This is a genomic window from Chryseobacterium sp. P1-3, assembly GCF_000738495.1.
Taxonomy (GTDB): domain Bacteria; phylum Bacteroidota; class Bacteroidia; order Flavobacteriales; family Weeksellaceae; genus Chryseobacterium; species Chryseobacterium gallinarum.
On the sequence record NZ_JPEQ01000007.1, the window covers coordinates 910,069 to 929,383 of the forward strand.

The following is a 19,315-nucleotide window of genomic DNA, read 5'->3' on the forward strand; positions in this document are numbered from 1 at the left end:
CTCAATTTTCTTTTTTCATTCCGTAAATTTGGGTAAAATAAATTTAGAACATGCTTAATTTTGAGTTTAAAAATCCGACTAAAATACTTTTCGGGAAAGGTGAAATTGCCAAGATTTCCAATGAAATCCCTAAGGAAGCCAGAATATTAATGATCTACGGTGGTGGAAGCATCAAAAACAATGGGGTATATGATCAGGTAAAAGAAGCACTTAAGGATCATGAGGTCTATGAATTTGGCGGAGTTCCTGCCAATCCTGAATATGAAGTGCTGACGAAAGCCATAGATTTTATTAAAGAAAACAATATCACCTATCTTCTTGCTGTAGGAGGAGGCTCAGTTATTGACGGAACAAAGTTTATCTCTGCAGCGGCCAGATATAACGGCGAGCCTTGGGATATCCTGAGAAAACAGGTAAGAACATTCGAAGGGGAAGGAATGCCGTTTGGAAGTATTCTTACGCTTCCTGCTACCGGCTCTGAAATGAATTCAGGATACGTTATCTCAAGAAGGGAAACTAATGAAAAGCTTTCTTCAGGAGGGCCAGGACTTTTTCCCCAATTTTCTGTTTTGGATCCTGAAGTCGTTAGATCTATTCCTAAAAACCAGATTGTAAACGGCATTACCGACGCCTATACCCATGTATTGGAACAATATATGACTGCCCCTTCTTCTGCAGATCTGCAGGAAAGAATTGCGGAAAGTATTCTGATCAGTCTTCAGGAAACAGCTCCTAAAGTATTGGCTGAAGATTTCAACTATGATGCTGCCGGAAATTTTATGTGGTGCTGTACAATGGCTTTAAACGGGCTTATCCAGAAAGGAGTGATTACAGACTGGGCTGTACATGCAATGGGGCATGAGCTTACCGCTTATTTTGGTATCGACCATGCCAGAACATTAGCGATTATTGCTCCATCACATTACCGTTATAATTTTGACAGCAAAAAAGGAAAGCTTGCACAATACGCCGAAAGAGTATGGGGAATTAAAGATGGAACAGTAGAAGAAAAAGCAGAGATGGGTATAAAAAAACTGGAAGAGTTTTTCCACAGTCTTCATATCAAGACCAGACTTTCGGAATATACGGAAGATTATAAGGGAACTGCTGAAAGAGTGGAAAAAGCATTTACAGACAGAAACTGGGCAGGTCTTGGAGAATACAGAAAATTAACGCCTCAGGATGCTTTTAAGATTGTTGAGATGAGCTATTAAATATTATTTTTGTTTCGTCTCTGCAGATAAAATATGGGAAGCGGGCTTTCAGCCCGCTTTTGTTAATATTTAACAGCAATATTTTGTTCTTACAACATACCATTCTATCTTTTGAAGAATTATCTTTTTTATAAACATTTGTTTAAAAAAACAAGAATTTCATTACAGATATTTCAAATTTATTTATATTTTAGCATATTCTTAAATTTGTAAAAATGAAAAAACAACTACTTTTATTTGCCTTTTCTGCTGTAGCGTTTACCTCTTGTAAAGATGATGATCTTCAAGCTTATGAAATGGAGATGATGAAAGGAGATTGGAAGGAGGTTAAAACGGAAGTCATCTCAGGAAAAGATAATAAAACAGTACTTTCTACCACTACTCCACAAGGATGCAGTATCAAAAATACCCTGTTCTTCAGAACCGATTTTTATGTAAGCTATACTGCTTACACAGGAACCGGAGCAGATTGTCAGCCTAATGCAAAAAGTGAAGGAAAATATACCTATGATGAAGAATCCAAGATTTTGGGAATTAAGTTTGACAATGATGAAAACAAAGATTACCGGGTTGATATATTAACCAGCAAAGATCTGAGAGTTGCTCAGAAATTTGGAAGCTTTGACCAGGACGGAGATAAAATTCCGGATATTGTCTATATTACTTACAAAAGATAAACCATAACTCCCGTTGATCGGGAGTTTTTTATTATTTTTATCTGAAATTAAAATTTGATATAATGAAGAAGATTTTATCAGCATTTCTATTGCTGTCTTTCGCCCTTTTCTTTTCGCAGGAAAAAAAGCCGATGTTCTGGCAGGACATTCAGAATTTCAAAAAAGAGGACCAGCAGAACCCGCCTCCCAAGAATGCCATTCTTTTTCTGGGAAGTTCTTCTTTTACAAAATGGACCGATGTAGCCGACTATTTCCCGGATAAAACAATTATCAACAGAGGTTTTGGCGGCTCCAGGCTTACCGATCTTAATGATTTTGCAGATGACCTGCTGGCTCCTTATCAACCCAAACAGATTATAATTTACTGTGGTGAAAATGATTTTGCAGACAATCACCAGTTGAAAGCAAAGGAAGTAGTTAAGAGGTATAAATCTTTTTATAAGAAAATACGAAAAAGATTCCCTCATATTGAAGTGGACTACATTTCTATCAAATATTCTCCGAGCAGAGAGGTGATCTGGCCACAGATCAGGGAGGCTAATAAAAAGATTGCTGCTTTCATGGAAAAAGAACCCAATGCTGAGTTCATTGATGTTACCAAAGCTATGGAAGATGAAAACGGGAATGTAAGAAAGGATATTTTTGTAGAAGATATGTTGCACTTTAAACCGGAAGGCTACCAGATTTGGACGAAGGTAATGAAACCTTATATGAAATAAAAATAGCGGCCCTGTTAAGCCGCTATTTTTTTATCCGTTTTTCTCATTTCTTTCTTTTCGATTTAGACTTAGCTTTCTGCTGGGCCCTGTTGGCACCGAATTTCTTAGGTGCTTTTCTCTTGGATGGCCCGCCCCAGTTTTCTTTCGTGTTCTTAGCTTTTTTCTCGTGGAAAGCTCCCCCTCCTTCATTCAGTTTTACCTGTACAGGGTTTTTCATGACCACTTCATCTTTTTCGGAAGCAATTTTATTAGGGTTGATCTTTACTTCTGCAGGGAAATCATTAAACTTTAATTCTTTATCCATCAATAATTCGATGTCCAATACAAGAGGTTCCTCTTTTTTGGTAACAAAAGTCACTGCTTTTCCTTCTTTGTCCGCCCTACCGGTCCTACCGATTCTGTGAATGTATTGTTCAGGGATATCCGGAGTTTCAAAATTGATTACGTGGGTAATATTTGAAATATCCAGACCTCTTGCCATTACATCGGTAGTGATCAATCCTCTTATCTCTTCATTTTCAAACCTTTTCATCGCTTTAAGCCTGTAATTTTGAGATTTATTGGAATGAATCACATCGAATTGTTCAGGAAAAAGCTCGTCAATTTTAGTAAACAGCAGATCAGCATGTTTCTTATTGTTATTGAAAATTAACACTTTAGACATATCCGTGTCTTTTTTCAACAAATACTCAAGTAAGTTGATCTTGGTATTAAAATTTTCAACTTTATATGCTGTTTGTTCAATTTTTTCAAGAGGAGTTCCGGACCTGGCTAATGAGATTTCAACCGGATTGGCAAAATATTCATCCAGCATTTCATCCACTGCTTCTGTCATGGTTGCAGAGAAAAGGATATTTTGTCTTTTCTCTTTCATCATTTCAAAAATATGGGTGAGCTGAGGCCTGAAGCCCAGGTTAAGCATTTCATCAAATTCATCGATAATCAATTTCTGAATTTCCTTCAGGGAGATCGCATTATCAATAGCAAGATCCATTACTCTTCCCGGTGTTCCTACTAAAATGTCACAGCCATCATTGAATAAGAGTTTCTGGGTATTGATGTTTTTTCCTCCATATATTCCAATTACTCTTGCAGTAATATTTTCTGTCAGTTTTTCAAGAATTTCAGTCACCTGCACTACCAGTTCTCTTGTAGGAACTAGTACCAAAACAGTTGGATTCCCTGTTTTGCTATATTTCCATGTTTTCAATACAGGTAAAAGATAAGCCAGTGTTTTCCCGGTTCCCGTTTGTGCAATTCCCATTACATCTCTTCCGGAAAGAATAGGTTTTAAGCTTTTTTCCTGAATTGGTGTAGGCTCGAATAATTCCAGGTCTGCTAAAACATCAAGAATTTTAACCGGAAGGTCAAAATCTGCAAAAGTGAGTTTTTCCATTTTGCAAAGATAGGTATTTAATTACAAGTTAAAAATTAGCATCATAAACATATCCTTTCCCCAGCTTTTTTCTGATAGGAAACTGATCCGTCTTCCCACTGGTTACAATACGTTGATGCGAGACATTGCTGCTCCTATTAGCACTTTAAAATTTAATTATTTCCTCGATACTCTCAGCAAAAGTATTAAAACCAAAATAACTGAGAAAACAAATCCTAACACAGCTACTAAAGACAATTCACCTATTCTGGGCCCGGATTCTGAAACAAAGACTATAGCCGTTGCAATAATATTTGCTCCCAGAACCATAGCTAAAATCAGATTAATCACACTGGACTTGATCAGCTGGTTGGTCTTTTCTATATTTTTAATCTCACTGGAAACCGTAAATTTGTTTTCATCTAACTTTTGAAGAACAGAGCGAAGTTCTTTCGGTATTTCATCTACATTATCCGTGAAGTTCATCATCCGGTCCATACCGGTTTTTAAAAGATTTTTCGGGCTGATCTTTTTGGTGAATATTTTCTTAGTGTAAGGATGAAGGCTTTTAACAATATCCAGTTCAGGGTTAATATTTCTTCCTACACCTTCTATCAGGCTAATTCCTTTAAACAGCAGATAAAAATAATCCGGCATATAGAGCCTGTTGTCTTTCAGGATATCCTTCATCTTATTGATAATGACCTGAACATTGATTTGCTGGAGGGATGAACTGTGGACAAAATTCAGAATGTCTTCTACATCACCTTCAAATCTTCTTTCATCCGGAATTTCATAGCTTATTGCCATTTTTTTAAGATAGCGGACTATTTTATGAGGGTTTTTGGCAACAAAGCTTACAATAAGGTTTTCGAGAATTTCCTTATCATTAGGCTGGATTTTCCCTACAGCACCAAAATCAATGAATACAATCTTTCCATCTCTTTTCACCAGGATATTACCGGCATGCGGATCGGCATGAAAGAATCCATAATCCAGGATCTGAGAAACAAACAGTCTTAATCCTATCTCGGAGACCTTTACCGGATCAATACCATTGGCCAGGAGAATGGATTTGTCCGTCACTTTGATTCCGTCAATAAATTCCATACAAAGAATATTGTTATTGGAGAATTCTTCATATACCTTTGGAATATAGGTTTCTTTATTATTTTTAAAATTAAGGCGGAATTGCTGAATATTATTTTTTTCGTTAATCAAGGAAACCTCTTCCAGTAATGATTTTTCAAAAGTGGAAATAGCCTGTTTCATATTCAGCTTTTCTCCTATTTCTGAATAGGTGGATATCAGTTTTTCAATATCTTTAATCAAGAGCAAATCGTCTTCAATGACAGACTGCACATCAGGTTTTCTCAGTTTCAGAATTACCGGACTTCCATCTTTCAGAACGCCTTTATACACTTGCGCAATGGAAGCAGTGGCTAAAGGTTCTTTCTGAATTTCCAGAAAGTAATCTTTTACGGAAATATTGAATTCATTTTCAAGGGCTTCTTCAACATCCATGTCTACCGTATCTACCTTGTCCTGCAATTTCTGAAGCTCCTGAATCAGTTCCGGCGGCAGCAAATCTTCCCTGTTACTGAATGTCTGCCCAAGCTTTACAAAAGTGGGTCCCAGCTCTTCCAGAGCCAGTCTTATTCTCTCATAAACTGTTCCCTTTGAAATAATTTCATCAGAATTTACTGAGGCATCATCTTGTTTATTACCCCCGTTCATTCTTGCCAGCAGGTCTTTAAATCCGTATTTACTTAACACGGAAATCAGTTTGGCAGATCTTTTCAGTTTTCTTTGCTGTTTATCGAACATAATTTATCAATAGTAATTGCAATTTACTCCAAAAACTGTTCCCAATAGTATTTTTATTCTGCCTGCACTCCTTCTTCATTAATTTTTTATATTTAGAAAGCTGAACCGGGTGGTATTTGAGAGTTAAAAGTTCATACTATAAAATTTCAACAAAAACACGGACGTATAATATATTTTTCTATATTTACGTCGTACAAACATTAAAACAAACCAATAAAAGTATTAGAACATGAAAAAATTACACAACAACAAACTATCAAGAGAGCAATTGAAAGGTATTTCAGGGAATGGTATCATCATCGGTGGTACCTGTTCAAATGAATGCTGCCCTACTGACGGAAGACCGAGATGTCCGAAATTAATTTGTCCTGCGGTCGTTTGCCCTCAGTATATGTAATTCTTTCAAAAAAATTTTAGGTAAATAAAACAGAAGGCTAATGCCTTCTGTTTTTTTGTTATATAAAACGCTCAGATAGTAAACACAATAAACAGTATATCAATATATTATTTCATCCAAATAGCAATAAAAAGAATGAAAAAAAACGTTTTTATATTGTACTATTAAAACTTATCAAAAAAATATTCAACATGAAAAATTTACGTAACAAAAAACTTTCAAGGGAACAATTAAAAAGTATTTCCGGAAACGGTCCTGTTTTCAACTGCACCTATGAATGCTGTCCTGAAGACGGAAGACCATTATGCCCGGGATTTTATTGCCCGGATGTCATATGTCCAAATTAACTGACAGTAACAAAAAAGAATGCAGCTGCATTCTTTTTTGTTATTTAAGATAAGTGTCATAAAGGTCTTTTCTCCGGTCTTTCATCACCTGGACGGAGCCATTATGGTGCAGGTCTTTCAATAAATTCAGATCTACATCCACGATCAGGGTCATCTCGGTATTCGGAGTGGCTTCTCCTTTTACAGCATTAGACGGAAAGGCAAAGTCTGAAGGTGTAAATACAGCAGCCTGTCCGAACTGGATATCCATATTATTAACCTTTGGAAGATTTCCTACGCAACCGGCAATTGCGACATAGCATTCATTCTCTATGGCTCTTGCTGCCGCACAGTGCCGAACCCTCATATAAGCATTCTGGGTATCTGTAAGGTATGGGACAAATAGTATTTTCATTCCCTGATCTGCCAGAATTCTGGGCAATTCCGGGAATTCCACATCATAACAGATGACAAGGCCTACTTTACCACAATCGGTATCGAAAACTTTGATTTCATTGCCACCTTTCATTCCGTAATATCTTTTTTCATTTGGGGTAATGTGAATCTTTCTGTATTCATCCATACGCCCATCACGATGAAGAAGATAGCTTACATTGTAGAGTTCATTGTTTTCAAAAACAGGCATGCTTCCGGAAATAATATTCACATTATAACTGATGGCCAGCTCTGAAATTCTTTCTTTAATCTCTTCGGTAAGTTTTGCCAGTTCTATCATACTGTCTCTTTCCGAAAGATTATTGAAGGGGGCCAGTAAAGGAGTATTGAAAAGTTCAGGGAAGAGTACAAAGTCTGATTTGTAATCTCCCATTACATTTACAAAAAACTCCACCTGCTCATAAAAAGCGTCTATATCTTTGAAATGCCTCATCTGCCATTGTACCAATCCCAGGCGGATGATACTATCCTGCATCGTATTCGGGTTTTTGCTGTAGTAGATATTATTCCACTGCAAGAGAACGGCATTTTCTCTGGACGCTTCATCTTCGGGAAGGTATTTTTTCAATACCCTGATCGGCAGGAAATTATTTGAAAGCTGAAAAGATAACACGGGATCATAAATTTCTTTATCTCTCACCCTTCGTATATATTCTCTTGGAGAAAGCTCATGGCTGTGCTTGTGGTAATTCGGGATTCTGCCGCCCAGAATTATTGATTTTAAATTTAATAATTCGCATAATTCTTTTCTGGCATCATACAATCTTCTTCCGAGACGCAATTCTCTGAATTCGGGATCAACAAAAACTTCTATCCCATATAAAACATTTCCTTTTGAAGTGTGTGTATTGAAGGTATAATTACCTGTAATATCACTATAGGTATGATCATCCCCGAATTCGTCATAATTCACAATAATAGACAGCGCCACTGCAGCCAGTTTTCCATCTACTGTAATACAAATTTGACCATCCGGAAATATTCTGGTGAGCTTTTCTATACTTTTCTTAGACCATATTGATTCCGACATTTGCGGATAAGCCCTTTTCATTGTTTGTGCCAATTCATCATAATCCTGAACGCTCAGGGGTCTTGTTTCTATTTGCATTTGATGTAATTTTTACTTAAATTTAGTGAAAATTCTGCAACTAATAAACTTCCGTATTAAACGGGGTTGTGATTCTATCAACTTATTACATGTTTCCATTTCTATATGAAACAATATGCATCGATGCAAGTAAGCCCTGTATTCGTTTTATTTTTTATCCCGGTCAGTAAATAAATAAAAGTTTCTAATTATCAGTATTAAAACAACATTTTTACCTACCTTTATGTTAAATTAATATTTTGTTCTCAAATGACTATGACACCTAAAGAAGTTTTGAAAAAATGGATAGATAGCTTTAATGCGGCTGATGCGGCTTGTATTGCAGAATTATATGCAGAAGATGCAGTAAACCATCAAGTTTCAAATGAGCCAGTAGTGGGTAAAACTGCTATTTACGAAATGTTTGCAAATGAATTTGCAACAGCTAAAATGGTTTGCATCGTAGAAAATATTTTTGAAGATGGGGAATGGGCTATAATGGAATGGAAGGACCCTCTTGGACTTCGCGGATGTGGATTTTTTCATGTAAAAAACGATAAAATCATATTCCAGAGAGGATACTGGGATAAACTCTCATTTTTAAAGCTACATAATCTCCCTATTGAATAATAAAGAAATTACCATTTACAAAAAATACTTTTGAAAGATGTTGAATATAAGGGAATATGGAAAATAGGATATTGGAAGATAAAACATTTAACAAAAAAATCCTGCCCGTTTTCTGGGCAGGATTTATATTTTAAATTCAAGTCAAAAAACTATTCCCACTCAATGGTTGCAGGCGGTTTGCTTGAAATATCGTAAGCTACTCTGTTGATTCCTCTTACTTCGTTGATGATTCTGCTGGAAACAGTATCTAAGAACTCGTAAGGAAGTCTGCTCCACGTTGCCGTCATAAAGTCGATTGTATTAGCAGAACGCACTACAGCTGTATACTCGTAAGTTCTTTCATCTCCCATTACTCCTACAGATTTTACCGGAAGTAATACTACGAATGCCTGTGATACTTTCTCATAAAGATCGTTTTTGTATAACTCTTCGATGAAGATATCATCAGCTTCCTGCAGGATTCTCACTTTTTCCGCATCTACAGCACCCAATACTCTGATTCCTAATCCAGGGCCCGGGAAAGGGTGTCTGTATACCAGGTGATGAGGGATTCCCAATTCTTCTCCTACTTTTCTTACTTCATCCTTGAAAAGCTCTCTTAATGGCTCCAGTAATTCGAATTCCATATCTTCAGGAAGCCCTCCAACGTTGTGATGGGACTTGATCACTGCAGATGGTCCGTTTACAGACTGACTTTCAATCACGTCAGGATAAATGGTTCCCTGAGCTAAGAATTTAGCGCCTTCAATTTTGTGGGATTCTTCATCAAACACATGGATAAACTCGTTTCCGATGATTTTTCTTTTCGCTTCAGGATCATCTACTCCGGCTAATTTTGAAAGGAACCTTTCTTTGGCGTCTACCATTTTAATGTTCATGTGGAAATGTTCTCCATATTGATCCATTACTTTCTTGCCTTCATCTTTTCTTAATAATCCCGTATCTACGAAGATACAAGTCAACTGATCACCGATAGCTTTATGGATCAAAACAGCCGCTACAGAAGAATCCACACCTCCGGAAAGTCCAAGGATTACTTTATTATTCCCTACTTTCTCACGGATCTCTTCAACCGTTCTGTCAATATAGTTGGTCAGTTTCCAGTTTTTCTCTGCATTACAGATTCCGAAAACGAAATTTTCAAGCATTTTCCCTCCTTCTTCTGTATGAGAAACTTCCGGATGGAACTGAACACAGAAGATTTTTTTGTCTTCGTTAGAGATGGAAGCTATTACACCTGATTTTGCATTTAATTCAAAACCTGCAGGCAACGCTCCTACTTCGTCAAAATGGCTCATCCAAACGACGGAGTTCTGAGTTACTCCTTTTAACAAAGAGCTTTCTTTAACAATTTCAAGATTGGCTTTACCGTATTCTCCTTTTTCTCCTTTATTTACTTTTCCTCCTAAAAGATGAGCCGTCATCTGCATTCCATAGCAGATTCCCAACACAGGAACTCCCTGCTCATATAATTCTTTTTCAACCAGGTGGGCATTTTCTGCATTTACAGAACTTGGTCCACCGGAAAGGATGATTCCTTTGGGTTGTTTTGCTAAAATATCTTGTAATGGTGTATTGTAAGGCAAGATTTCAGAGTATACGCCCATCTCACGGATTCTTCTTCCGATAAGCTGGTTGTACTGGGATCCGAAATCTAAAATAATAATACCGTTGTTCATTTTTGATAATTGATAAATAATATTAATTTAAAAGCTTCAAGCAATAAGCTTTAGGCAGTAAGCTTTTTTATAATACAATAAGCTTACTGCCTGCAGCCTAAAGCCTATTGCTTACTTAACTGTTTTACAAAAAAAGACTTGGAATGGTTCCAAATCTTTTTCGTGATTTTTATTAAAACTTTCCGATGTCTTCTCTGTAGAAGCCGTAATCGAAATGTACGTGCCCTGCGTCTTCGTAAACCTTTTTGCGGGCATCTTCATAGGTAGCTCCTGTAGCCACAATGTTCAGTACTCTACCGCCATTGGAAACTACTTTATCTCCTTTTCTGATCGCACCGGCATATAATAATTTACTGTGCTTTAATTTGTCTTCTCCTGTAATTTCGAAACCTGTTTCAATGTTTCTCGGATAACCTCCTGAGCACATTACCAGGCACACTGCTTTTTCGTCTTTGAACTTAAGTTCGATATCCTTTCCTTCCATACAATCCTGGATCACATCCAGAAGGTTGTTTTCCATCAGTGCCATCAATACCTGAGTTTCAGGATCTCCGAATCTCATGTTATATTCAAGAAGGTAAGCACCGTTTTTCGTTACCATCAATCCGAAGAAGATGATTCCTTTAAATCCGAAACCTTCAGCCTTAAGACCTTTAATGGTAGGTTCCAGGATGTTTTTCTCGAAATCTGCATAGTGCTCCTGAGTAAATTCCGGGCTTGGTGCTACGGAACCCATACCTCCTGTATTAGGTCCTGTATCTCCGTTTCCGGCTTTTTTTATAATCTTTTGCAGCTACACAAGGGAAAAGTTTTTCACCATTAGAGAAAGCGATGATAGAAGCTTCAAAACCTTGTAAATATTCTTCGATAACTAAACGGATTCCGGCATCACCATAGATTCTTCTGATCATGAAATCATGGATCGTTGCTTCAGCTTCTTCAAGGTTGTCACAGATAACAACTCCTTTTCCGCCTGCTAAACCACTTGCCTTGATTACTAAAGGATACTCCTGTGTTTTTACATATTCTACCGCCTCATTATATGAATCAAATACTACAGCCCTGGCTGTTTTGATATCATAGGTCTGCATAAATTTCTTAGAGAATGCTTTACTTCCTTCCAGGCTTGCCACCTTCTGGGTAGGACCAAAAACTTTAAGATCGTGTTTTTTAAACTCATCCTTTAAACCAGCTACCAATGGAGCTTCAGGACCTACAATCGTAAGATCAATCTTTTCTTTAATAGCGAAATCTCTAAGTTCTTTGATTTCTGATAAATGAACATTTTTCCCTATTACATCGGTAGTAGCATTCCCGTTGGCAAAAAACATTTTAGAAATTCTCGGGTCATTCTGAAGCTTTGCCGCTAAAGCAGATTCTCTACCGCCTTCACCTATGATTAATATTCTCATACTTTATTTATTATCTAGTCTTAATTTACAAATATATAATTTTGAATGCTATAAATACAATCCCTGATTATTTTTTAATTCTATTTTAATTAGTGGAAAAAGTGTCTGACACCTGTAAACATCATCGGGATACCATGCTCATTAGCAGCTTCTATGCTATCCTGATCTTTTACACTTCCACCCGGCTGAATAATTGCTTTGATACCTTCCTGGGCGCAGAAGTCCACTACGTCACGGAAAGGGAAAAACGCATCTGAAGCCAATACCAGATCTCCGGAGAATTTTTCCTTTGCTCTTTCGATAGCCTGTTGTGTTGCCCAGATTCTGTTAACCTGTCCTCCACCGATTCCGAATGCCTGGATTCCGTTGGAAACAACAATAGCGTTTGACTTTACATATTTTACCACTCTCTGAGAGAAAAGCAATGCTTTTTTCTGTGCTTCTGTAGGCTGTACTTCAGTAACTACCTTAATGTCATCAGAGAAATGAAGATCATTGTCCTGAACTAAAATACCGCCATCAACCTTTACCCAGGTTTGTTTATCTGAAACAGGGTTTACGATTTTGATGATTCTAAGGTTTTTCTTTTTTCTTAAGATTTCCAGAGCCTCTTCATCAAACTCAGGGGCCATTACGATTTCAAGGAAAGTTTTGTTCAGTTCTTCAGCTGTTGCCGCATCAATCTTATAGTTCATAGCAACAATTCCGCCAAAAATAGAAACCGGATCGCATTCGAAAGTTTTCTGGTATGTTTCCAATGCGGAAGTTCCGATCGCCACACCACAAGGTGTAGAGTGTTTTACAGCGCAACAGGCCATTTCTTCTTTGAACTCGTTGACTACTTTCCAGCAAAGGTCCATATCACGAAGGTTGTTGAAAGAAAGTTCTTTACCTCCAAGCTGTTCAAAGTCTTTCATAGCTCCGTTCTCGAAAGTAGAAACATAGTAAGCTGCAGTCTGATGAGGATTTTCACCGTATCTCAGATCAGATACTTTTTTGTATGAAGCATTTAAATACGTTGGATATTCTTCATCTAAAAGCATTCTTGAAATAGCAGCATCATAAGCAGAAGTAAGGTTGAATACTTTTCCTGCAAGCTTTTTACGGGTTTCAATGTAAGTGTCTCCATTTTGCTCCATTTCCAGCTTTACTGTTGTATAGTCCTCCACATCAGTAATTACGGTTACAGAATCAAAGTTTTTTGCTGCAGAACGAAGCATTGATGGCCCTCCGATATCAATAAACTCTACTTTTTCGTGTAAAGAAATGTCTTTGTTCACATTTTCAAAGAAAGGGTAAAGGTTTACGATAACCATGTCAATCAGACCAATTCCGTGTTCCTGAACGGTTTTCATGTGCTCTTCGTTGGTACGGACTGCTAAAAGTCCGCCATGAACTTTTGGATGCAAGGTTTTCACTCTTCCGTCCAACATTTCAGGGAAATTGGTAATTTCATCGATCTGAACAGGATTTAAACCAGCGTCTTTCAAATGTTTGAACGTTCCTCCTGTAGAAATCAACTCATAATTCTGAGCTTCCAAAAACTGTGCGAATTCTATTAAGCCACTTTTGTCAGAAACACTGATTAAAACTCTCTTTTTACTCATTACTTTCAATTTTTACTTTTCACAGTTATTTCAAACTGTACCCGGTTCTTTCACCTCCGGATTACTTTTTATTTTACTTAGATTTTTTTGATAATGTAGCAATGTATCAGTCTAGCAATGTAACAATACCTTCAACATTGGTAAATTGGTACACTGGTACATTGTTATATTTATTAGTTTCCCAGTACCTTATTGATCGCTAAGGGAAATATTTCATATTCGATCTGATGAACTTTCTGGGCTAATGTTTCAGGAGTATCGTCAGCAGTTACTTCAAAAGATTTCTGAAGAATAGCTTCTCCCTCATCAATACCCGGAGTCACAAAATGTACCGTTGCCCCACTTTCTGCTTCCCTGGCTTCAATAACGGCGTTGTGTACATTCATTCCCCACATTCCTTTTCCTCCGAATTTCGGAAGCAATGCCGGATGAATATTAATTATTTTACCGTTCCAGTTTTCACAGAATTCAGGTTTCAAAATGGATAAAAATCCTGCCAGTACAATAAGGTCTGTATCTTGTGGAATTACTTTAGCCAATTCGCTGCTGAAATTCTTTCCTCTTGGAATCAGTATGTTTTCTATATTATGATTCTTTGCTCTTTCCAATCCGAAACATTCTCTGTCTGCTACCACTAAAGCCACTTTTGCATTCTGGATCTCTCCCGAGTCAATAGTATCAATGATTCTCTGCAGATTGGTTCCTGAACCGGATACGAGTACTACAATGTTCTTCATTATTCAGATGCTAGATATCAGATATCAGATTACAGACTTAAAGTCTGATGTCTGGTGTCTGAAATCTGATGTCATTTAAAATTTCAAATTGATTTTTTCTGCTCCTTCAGTGATTTCCCCGATTTCGTAAGCATCATCTAAAAGGTGTAATATTTTTTCTGCATGTTCCGCATCTACTACGATCACCATCCCTACACCCATATTGAATGTTCCGAACATTTCTTCGCGGGCTACTCCACCTCTTTTTTCCAGTTCAAGCATTACACTTGGTATTCTGATTTTTGAACCGTCAATAGATGCACAAAGTCCTTCAGGAATAATTCTCGGAACGTTTTCATAAAGGCCTCCGCCTGTAATGTGAGCAATCCCGCTTACTTCGATTTCTTCCAATACTTTATGAATATCTTTATAGTATAATCTTGTAGGCACTAAAAGGGTTTCGTATAAAGGTTTTCCTTCAAATTCTTCTTCAAAATCCGGGAATACTTTTCTTACTAAAGAGAATCCATTTGAGTGGAACCCTGAGCTTGGCAATGCAATAATTTTATTACCTGCTTTAATTTTGGAACCGTCAATGATCTGGTCTTTTTCTACGATTCCTACACAAAATCCTGCCACATCGTAATCTCCCGGCTGGTACATTCCCGGCATTTCAGCAGTTTCTCCACCGATTAATGCACAGTTGTTATCTTTACAGGCTTCCACCATTCCTAAAACGATTTCTGCTGCAATTTCAGAATCCAGCTTCCCACAAGCCAGATAATCTAAAAAGAATAAAGGTTTTGCACCGTGGCACAGAATATCATTGGCACACATTGCGAAGCAATCTACTCCGATAGAATCGTATTTCTTAGTATCTAAAGCCACTTTCAGCTTGGTCCCTACTCCATCTGTTCCTGAAACAAGAACCGGATTCCTGTATCCTCCGATTTCATAGAAAGCACCAAAACTTCCCAAATGATTCAATACATTGGAATTGTGGGTTTCACCGACCGCTTTTTTGATCTTGTCAACCGTTTTGTATCCTTCTTCTTTGTCTACTCCTGCTGATTTGTAAGTGTTGCTCATGTCTGCTTAGATTTTTAGATTTTCAGATTTCAGATTTCAGACTATTGGTATCTGGCTTCTGGAGTCTTGTATCTTTAATATTTCAATTACTTTTATATTCAAATTTAGAAAACAAAAAAAGCCGACAATCTTTTCAGATTATCGGCCGTTATTTTATCTCAGAATTTCAGAGCCCACAATTTTCCCTTTATGAGAAAAACATTGTTTATAGGAGGTCTGAATTTTCATCTCTTTTTCTTTTTGCAAAAATAGTAATTTTAAATGAATATTCAAATTCTATTTTTCAAGAATAGATTCAATGGCTGCAATCTTTTTTATTTTCTCCTTTAACTCATTGTCTTTCTCTTCGTTAGAAATCTTTTGAGCTGCTTTATCAAAGTTATCATTGAAGAATGGAAGAGAGAAAGTTTCCACCACATTTCCTCCATGGAAAGGGAAACGCTTCGATGCAGCTTCCAAAACTCCTGCTCCACCTCTTCCTCCGGGAGATGTAGACATCAGTAGCATTGGCACTTCGTTCCATACGGTTCTGTCTTTGATTCTTGACACCCAGTCGAACACATTTTTAAACGCCGTGGAATAGGTTCCGTTATGCTCTCCTAAAGCTACCAATAACACCTCTGCTCCATCGATTTTTGCTGCAAAATTATAAGCTTCCTGCGGAACACCGTTTGCCAATTCTCTTTCATGCTTATAGATTGGCATTTCGAAAGGATTTAGATCGATTACTTCCACTTCTGCATTTTCAAACAATGTTGATGCATAGGTTACCAATTGTTTGTTCATGGAAACTTCTGAGTTACTTCCTGCTATTGCTAAGATTTTCATATATAATTTTTTTTTAAAGTTATATGAATAGCTACCGGTTGGTTGATAGCTATTTCATACTATTTTAAGTTTAAGTTTAAGTTTAAAGGATACAAATTTAGTTTTTTATTTAAGATAAGAAGGCAATTCCATGGGTACTTCCATTAATAATATTTCTGTGTCTTCCACTGCTTCGATATTAAAGCTTTGGGTATCCCAGATTCCTAATCCGTCTCTTTCATTCAGAACACGGTCCCCTACTTTTGCACTCCCTTTCAAAACAAATGCGTACACCCCGTTTCCTTTTTTGTTGAGCATATAATTTTTACCATTGCCTTTTTTAAAGTTGGCTATATTAAACCATGCGTCCTGATGGATCCAGACCCCATCATCATTTTTATTCGGGGATAAAATCTGTTGAAATCCGTTGATTTTTTCACCTTCTTTGATACTTTTCTGATCATATCTTGGCTCTACATTTAATTCTCTTGGAAAAACCCAGATCTGCAGAAATTTTACTTCTTCATCTTTATTTTTGTTGTATTCGCTGTGCATAACCCCGGTTCCGGCACTCATCACCTGGATTTCACCTTTTCTGATGACTGCAGTAGTTCCCATCGAATCTTTATGTTCCAAATCTCCTTCCAGAGGAATGGAAATAATTTCCATATCCCTGTGCGGGTGGGTTCCGAATCCCATTCCCTGGGAAACGGTGTCATCGTTTAACACTCTCAATACCCCAAAATTCATTCGGTCCCTGTTTTGATAGTTTGCAAAACTGAATGTGTGGTAAGAGTTTAACCAGCCGTGATTGGCATGGCCTCTTGAATCTGCTTTATGATATACTGTTTTCATTTCTGTGATTATTTATGATGCAAATGTACGGGATGCGGACGGTAATAAAGTTGATGTAGGTTAAGAAAGGAAATTGGGCAGCAAAAGGCAATGAAATGACTGATTATTTTGCGGTATGAATGTATGTTATTCGATTAAGCAATACCGCAGATTTGTAAATCTTTAATTTTAAACTTGGGTACACTTCAAATGCAATATTTTTAACTTAAAAAGACTAAAAAAACTTTTGTGACTTTTGTGGTTGAGTTCTAACCACAGATGACGCAGATTGACACAGATGTTTACGGATAGCTTTAGCACACAAGTAAGTAAACACACCAGTTTAATAATAAAAATCTTGGATTTTTTAAGCTTTTGTGTACTTCTAAACGCTAATGCTCTTAACTTCAAAAACTAAAGTGTTCAAAACTCTTGCGACTTTTGTAGTTTTAATTTTAACCACAGATGACTCTGATTTTCACAGATGTTTATGGATAGCTTTATTAATATGTAATTTGAATTCTATTAAATTAATTTAAAAATGTACCTGTTGAATCTCTTCTTCAATTTCCTTAGGAGTTTCATCTTCAGATTTAATAAAGATCATGGTTACTAATGCTCCAATCAGCATACAAATTCCACCAACAACTACATAATCCATTGCCTGTTTGCCAAAAATGCTGCTTACAACAGGACCTCCGAATAATCCGTTGATGATCTGTGGTATGACAATAAAGAAGTTGAATATTCCCATATACACTCCCATTTTCTTTTGTGGGATGACTTCAATCAGCATGGCATAAGGCATGGCAAGGATACTTGCCCAGGCAAATCCTAATCCTACCATTGAGATCCATAAATTGTTCACATCTTTGATAAAATACATGGAAATGAGTCCTAAACCTCCACAAAACAACGCCAGGGCATGGGTTTGTTTCTTTCCGATCCATTTTGCAATAGGAGTCAATAAAAACGCAAAAGGAATAGCCCAGAGATTATACATTCCGAAGAGTTTTCCTGTCAGGTCTCCTGCATCATTAAATGCTTTTGAATGTGTATCTTCCGGGGAAAGTCCCATATGATGCGTGGCCAGAGCGCTGGTTGTAAACACCCACATGGTGAAGAGTGCAAACCAGGAGAAAAACTGAACAATACCCAGTTTTTTCATTTGTACAGGGATAGTTGCAAAATCCTTAAAAATATCTGAAAATCCGGATTGTTTTTTTTCTATTGCTTTTCCATCTTCAAATTCAGCAAATTCTTCCGGAGAGTATTCCCTGGTTGTAATGATGGTATATAAAATGGCTATAATAAGTAACGCAGCACCTACATAAAAAGAATAGATCACGTTATCTGCCACATACCCTTTGGGAGCTTCATTGGAAATTCCAAGTTTTGTAAGCCAATCCGGCAAATATGAACCCAATACCGCACCGATACCTATTAAAATTGTTTGCACTGAAAAACCTATTGTCCCCTGATGTTTTGGGAGCATATCCCCCACCAGCGCCCTGAAAGGCTCCATAGCGATATTGACAGAGGCGTCCATCATCGCCAAAAAAATAACAGCCAGTAAAAGGGCATTCGCAGCAAACATCTGTGTAACTGATGCTGCATTCGGCAACAATACCAATCCTATGGCGCACAGAACAGCACCTATCAGGAAATACGGTTTCCTTCTCCCTAAGGGGCTCCAGGTATTATCTCCCATATGCCCAATGATAGGCTGAACGATTAATCCTGTAATGGGCGCCACTAACCAGAACCATGATAATTCATGAACATCAGCTCCTAAATTACCAAGAATGCGGCTCGCATTTCCATTTTGTAGTCCGAATGCCATCTGAATACCTAAGAATCCCATACTCATATTGATGATCTGGGCAAGTGAAAGTTCCGGTTTTATTTTTTTTGCCATATTATCTTCCAATGTATTATTTGGTTTTCAGTTGCCGGATCAATACCTCTTCAAGAGGTGTTTTTTCAGCCACTACTTTATCTACCACTTCATTAGGAACCGTCATAGACAGTACATATTGTCTGATCTTCCAGCTTCCATTGATTTTTTCTACCACCCCGGAGCCTCTGCATATTTTCATCTGGGTATCCAGTAATTCATCAAACCAGGCCAGTTTTCCGTCTTTACTGAAATAAACATTCCTTTTAAGAGCGGTAAAATTCCAGGTTTTCTTTTTATCAAAATGGGGTTTTGCCCAAATCATGAAAGCTTTTTTTATCCCAGATTTCTGTGGCATCGGTCCCGATGAAGGTGGACTCGTCAGCAAAATAATTAAAGTAAGTATTGTAATCTGCCTTTGCTGCTGCTACATTGAAAGCATCAAGCATTGTACTGATTTCTGTTTTCTCCTTTTCAAACCCGTTTTTAGATTGTGCTGAAAGCACGGTAAATCCAAGTAAAAGAATCACATAAGCGGTTAATAATTTTTTCATATAGCTAATCAT

At 37.3% G+C, this 19,315-nt stretch carries 18 protein-coding genes and 1 pseudogene; 6 read left to right on the plus strand and 13 right to left on the minus strand.

Annotated elements, in window-relative coordinates:
• The first annotated feature begins 50 nt into the window (after positions 1–50).
• From HX13_RS12610 to HX13_RS12620, 3 genes are all read left to right on the plus strand, one after another.
• Positions 51–1,214 carry an iron-containing alcohol dehydrogenase gene (locus tag HX13_RS12610; RefSeq protein ID WP_050021349.1) on the plus strand — a complete coding sequence of 388 codons (1,164 nt, stop codon included), beginning with the start codon at positions 51–53 and terminating at the stop codon, positions 1,212–1,214.
• 215 nt (positions 1,215–1,429) lie between these two features.
• Entirely contained in the window at positions 1,430–1,891 is a 462-nt protein-coding gene (locus HX13_RS12615) for a lipocalin family protein (RefSeq protein WP_050021350.1), read from the plus strand.
• A gap of 62 nt (positions 1,892–1,953) precedes the next feature.
• Positions 1,954–2,610 carry a GDSL-type esterase/lipase family protein gene (locus HX13_RS12620; RefSeq protein ID WP_050021351.1) on the plus strand — a complete coding sequence of 219 codons (657 nt, stop codon included), beginning with the start codon at positions 1,954–1,956 and terminating at the stop codon, positions 2,608–2,610.
• Positions 2,611–2,653: 43 nt separating this feature from the next.
• On the opposite strand, the gene HX13_RS12625 is transcribed toward HX13_RS12620, so the two are convergent.
• Both HX13_RS12625 and HX13_RS12630 read right to left on the minus strand, forming a co-directional pair.
• The gene (locus HX13_RS12625) at positions 2,654–4,006 is read right to left on the minus strand and encodes a DEAD/DEAH box helicase (protein ID WP_050021352.1); all 1,353 of its coding nucleotides are present in this window, start codon (positions 4,004–4,006) and stop codon (positions 2,654–2,656) included.
• A gap of 156 nt (positions 4,007–4,162) precedes the next feature.
• On the minus strand, positions 4,163–5,812 hold the full coding sequence (locus tag HX13_RS12630) for an ABC1 kinase family protein (protein WP_050021353.1): 1,650 nt from the start codon (positions 5,810–5,812) through the stop codon (positions 4,163–4,165).
• Positions 5,813–6,041: 229 nt separating this feature from the next.
• On the opposite strand from HX13_RS12630, the gene HX13_RS22795 reads away from it, so the two are divergent.
• Both HX13_RS22795 and HX13_RS22800 read left to right on the plus strand, forming a co-directional pair.
• The gene (locus tag HX13_RS22795; protein ID WP_167336369.1) at positions 6,042–6,209 is read left to right on the plus strand and encodes a hypothetical protein; all 168 of its coding nucleotides are present in this window, start codon (positions 6,042–6,044) and stop codon (positions 6,207–6,209) included.
• A 191-nt stretch (positions 6,210–6,400) separates the two neighbouring features.
• Positions 6,401–6,556 carry a hypothetical protein gene (locus HX13_RS22800; protein WP_168238059.1) on the plus strand — a complete coding sequence of 52 codons (156 nt, stop codon included), beginning with the start codon at positions 6,401–6,403 and terminating at the stop codon, positions 6,554–6,556.
• A 40-nt stretch (positions 6,557–6,596) separates the two neighbouring features.
• On the opposite strand, the gene HX13_RS12635 is transcribed toward HX13_RS22800, so the two are convergent.
• Positions 6,597–8,099: a carbon-nitrogen hydrolase family protein gene (locus HX13_RS12635; protein ID WP_050021354.1), complete on the minus strand. Its 1,503-nt coding sequence runs from the start codon at positions 8,097–8,099 to the stop codon at positions 6,597–6,599.
• 255 nt (positions 8,100–8,354) lie between these two features.
• Between HX13_RS12635 and HX13_RS12640 the strand changes: the two genes are divergently transcribed.
• A complete protein-coding gene (locus tag HX13_RS12640) occupies positions 8,355–8,708 on the plus strand; it encodes a nuclear transport factor 2 family protein (RefSeq protein ID WP_050021355.1) in 354 nt (117 codons plus the stop codon).
• Positions 8,709–8,857: 149 nt separating this feature from the next.
• Here the strand turns inward: HX13_RS12640 and guaA are convergent, their stop codons facing one another.
• The 10 genes and pseudogenes from guaA to HX13_RS26060 form a co-directional block, all read right to left on the minus strand.
• The gene (gene guaA, locus HX13_RS12645) at positions 8,858–10,387 is read right to left on the minus strand and encodes a glutamine-hydrolyzing GMP synthase (RefSeq protein WP_050021356.1); all 1,530 of its coding nucleotides are present in this window, start codon (positions 10,385–10,387) and stop codon (positions 8,858–8,860) included.
• Between the two features lie 172 nt (positions 10,388–10,559).
• A pseudogene (gene purD / locus HX13_RS12650) lies at positions 10,560–11,799 on the minus strand (phosphoribosylamine--glycine ligase).
• A gap of 89 nt (positions 11,800–11,888) precedes the next feature.
• Positions 11,889–13,406 carry a bifunctional phosphoribosylaminoimidazolecarboxamide formyltransferase/IMP cyclohydrolase gene (gene purH, locus HX13_RS12655; protein ID WP_050021357.1) on the minus strand — a complete coding sequence of 506 codons (1,518 nt, stop codon included), beginning with the start codon at positions 13,404–13,406 and terminating at the stop codon, positions 11,889–11,891.
• Positions 13,407–13,579: 173 nt separating this feature from the next.
• Positions 13,580–14,143: a phosphoribosylglycinamide formyltransferase gene (purN, locus tag HX13_RS12660; protein ID WP_050021358.1), complete on the minus strand. Its 564-nt coding sequence runs from the start codon at positions 14,141–14,143 to the stop codon at positions 13,580–13,582.
• Positions 14,144–14,218: 75 nt separating this feature from the next.
• Complete coding sequence (gene purM, locus HX13_RS12665) at positions 14,219–15,211, minus strand: phosphoribosylformylglycinamidine cyclo-ligase (RefSeq protein ID WP_050021359.1); 993 nt, start codon at positions 15,209–15,211, stop codon at positions 14,219–14,221.
• Between the two features lie 276 nt (positions 15,212–15,487).
• Positions 15,488–16,039 (minus strand): NADPH-dependent FMN reductase, encoded by a 552-nt coding sequence (locus HX13_RS12675; protein ID WP_050021361.1) that lies wholly within the window; start codon positions 16,037–16,039, stop codon positions 15,488–15,490.
• 105 nt (positions 16,040–16,144) lie between these two features.
• Entirely contained in the window at positions 16,145–16,873 is a 729-nt protein-coding gene (locus tag HX13_RS12680) for a pirin family protein (protein ID WP_050021362.1), read from the minus strand.
• A gap of 514 nt (positions 16,874–17,387) precedes the next feature.
• Complete coding sequence (locus tag HX13_RS12685; RefSeq protein ID WP_050021435.1) at positions 17,388–18,770, minus strand: MFS transporter; 1,383 nt, start codon at positions 18,768–18,770, stop codon at positions 17,388–17,390.
• Positions 18,771–18,786: 16 nt separating this feature from the next.
• Positions 18,787–19,074, minus strand: a complete 288-nt coding sequence (locus HX13_RS26055; protein WP_316931294.1) for a nuclear transport factor 2 family protein — start codon at positions 19,072–19,074, stop codon at positions 18,787–18,789.
• The gene (locus HX13_RS26060; protein WP_316931295.1) at positions 19,049–19,303 is read right to left on the minus strand and encodes a nuclear transport factor 2 family protein; all 255 of its coding nucleotides are present in this window, start codon (positions 19,301–19,303) and stop codon (positions 19,049–19,051) included. The genes HX13_RS26055 and HX13_RS26060 overlap by 26 nt, the downstream gene beginning before the upstream one ends.
• Between the last annotated feature and the right edge of the window lie 12 nt (positions 19,304–19,315).

Coding starts and splice junctions, on each gene's coding strand:
- HX13_RS22795 (WP_167336369.1), top strand. CDS start 6,042: ATGAAAAAATTACACAACAACAAACTATCAAGAGAGCAATTGAAAGGT.
- HX13_RS12680 (WP_050021362.1), bottom strand. CDS start 16,873: ATGAAAACAGTATATCATAAAGCAGATTCAAGAGGCCATGCCAATCAC.
- purH (WP_050021357.1), bottom strand. CDS start 13,406: ATGAGTAAAAAGAGAGTTTTAATCAGTGTTTCTGACAAAAGTGGCTTA.
- HX13_RS12685 (WP_050021435.1), bottom strand. CDS start 18,770: ATGGCAAAAAAAATAAAACCGGAACTTTCACTTGCCCAGATCATCAAT.
- purN (WP_050021358.1), bottom strand. CDS start 14,143: ATGAAGAACATTGTAGTACTCGTATCCGGTTCAGGAACCAATCTGCAG.
- HX13_RS12635 (WP_050021354.1), bottom strand. CDS start 8,099: ATGCAAATAGAAACAAGACCCCTGAGCGTTCAGGATTATGATGAATTG.
- HX13_RS22800 (WP_168238059.1), top strand. CDS start 6,401: ATGAAAAATTTACGTAACAAAAAACTTTCAAGGGAACAATTAAAAAGT.
- purM (WP_050021359.1), bottom strand. CDS start 15,211: ATGAGCAACACTTACAAATCAGCAGGAGTAGACAAAGAAGAAGGATAC.
- HX13_RS26055 (WP_316931294.1), bottom strand. CDS start 19,074: ATGATTTGGGCAAAACCCCATTTTGATAAAAAGAAAACCTGGAATTTT.
- HX13_RS26060 (WP_316931295.1), bottom strand. CDS start 19,303: ATGAAAAAATTATTAACCGCTTATGTGATTCTTTTACTTGGATTTACC.
- HX13_RS12675 (WP_050021361.1), bottom strand. CDS start 16,039: ATGAAAATCTTAGCAATAGCAGGAAGTAACTCAGAAGTTTCCATGAAC.
- HX13_RS12630 (WP_050021353.1), bottom strand. CDS start 5,812: ATGTTCGATAAACAGCAAAGAAAACTGAAAAGATCTGCCAAACTGATT.
- HX13_RS12615 (WP_050021350.1), top strand. CDS start 1,430: ATGAAAAAACAACTACTTTTATTTGCCTTTTCTGCTGTAGCGTTTACC.
- HX13_RS12625 (WP_050021352.1), bottom strand. CDS start 4,006: ATGGAAAAACTCACTTTTGCAGATTTTGACCTTCCGGTTAAAATTCTT.
- HX13_RS12640 (WP_050021355.1), top strand. CDS start 8,355: ATGACACCTAAAGAAGTTTTGAAAAAATGGATAGATAGCTTTAATGCG.
- guaA (WP_050021356.1), bottom strand. CDS start 10,387: ATGAACAACGGTATTATTATTTTAGATTTCGGATCCCAGTACAACCAG.
- HX13_RS12610 (WP_050021349.1), top strand. CDS start 51: ATGCTTAATTTTGAGTTTAAAAATCCGACTAAAATACTTTTCGGGAAA.
- HX13_RS12620 (WP_050021351.1), top strand. CDS start 1,954: ATGAAGAAGATTTTATCAGCATTTCTATTGCTGTCTTTCGCCCTTTTC.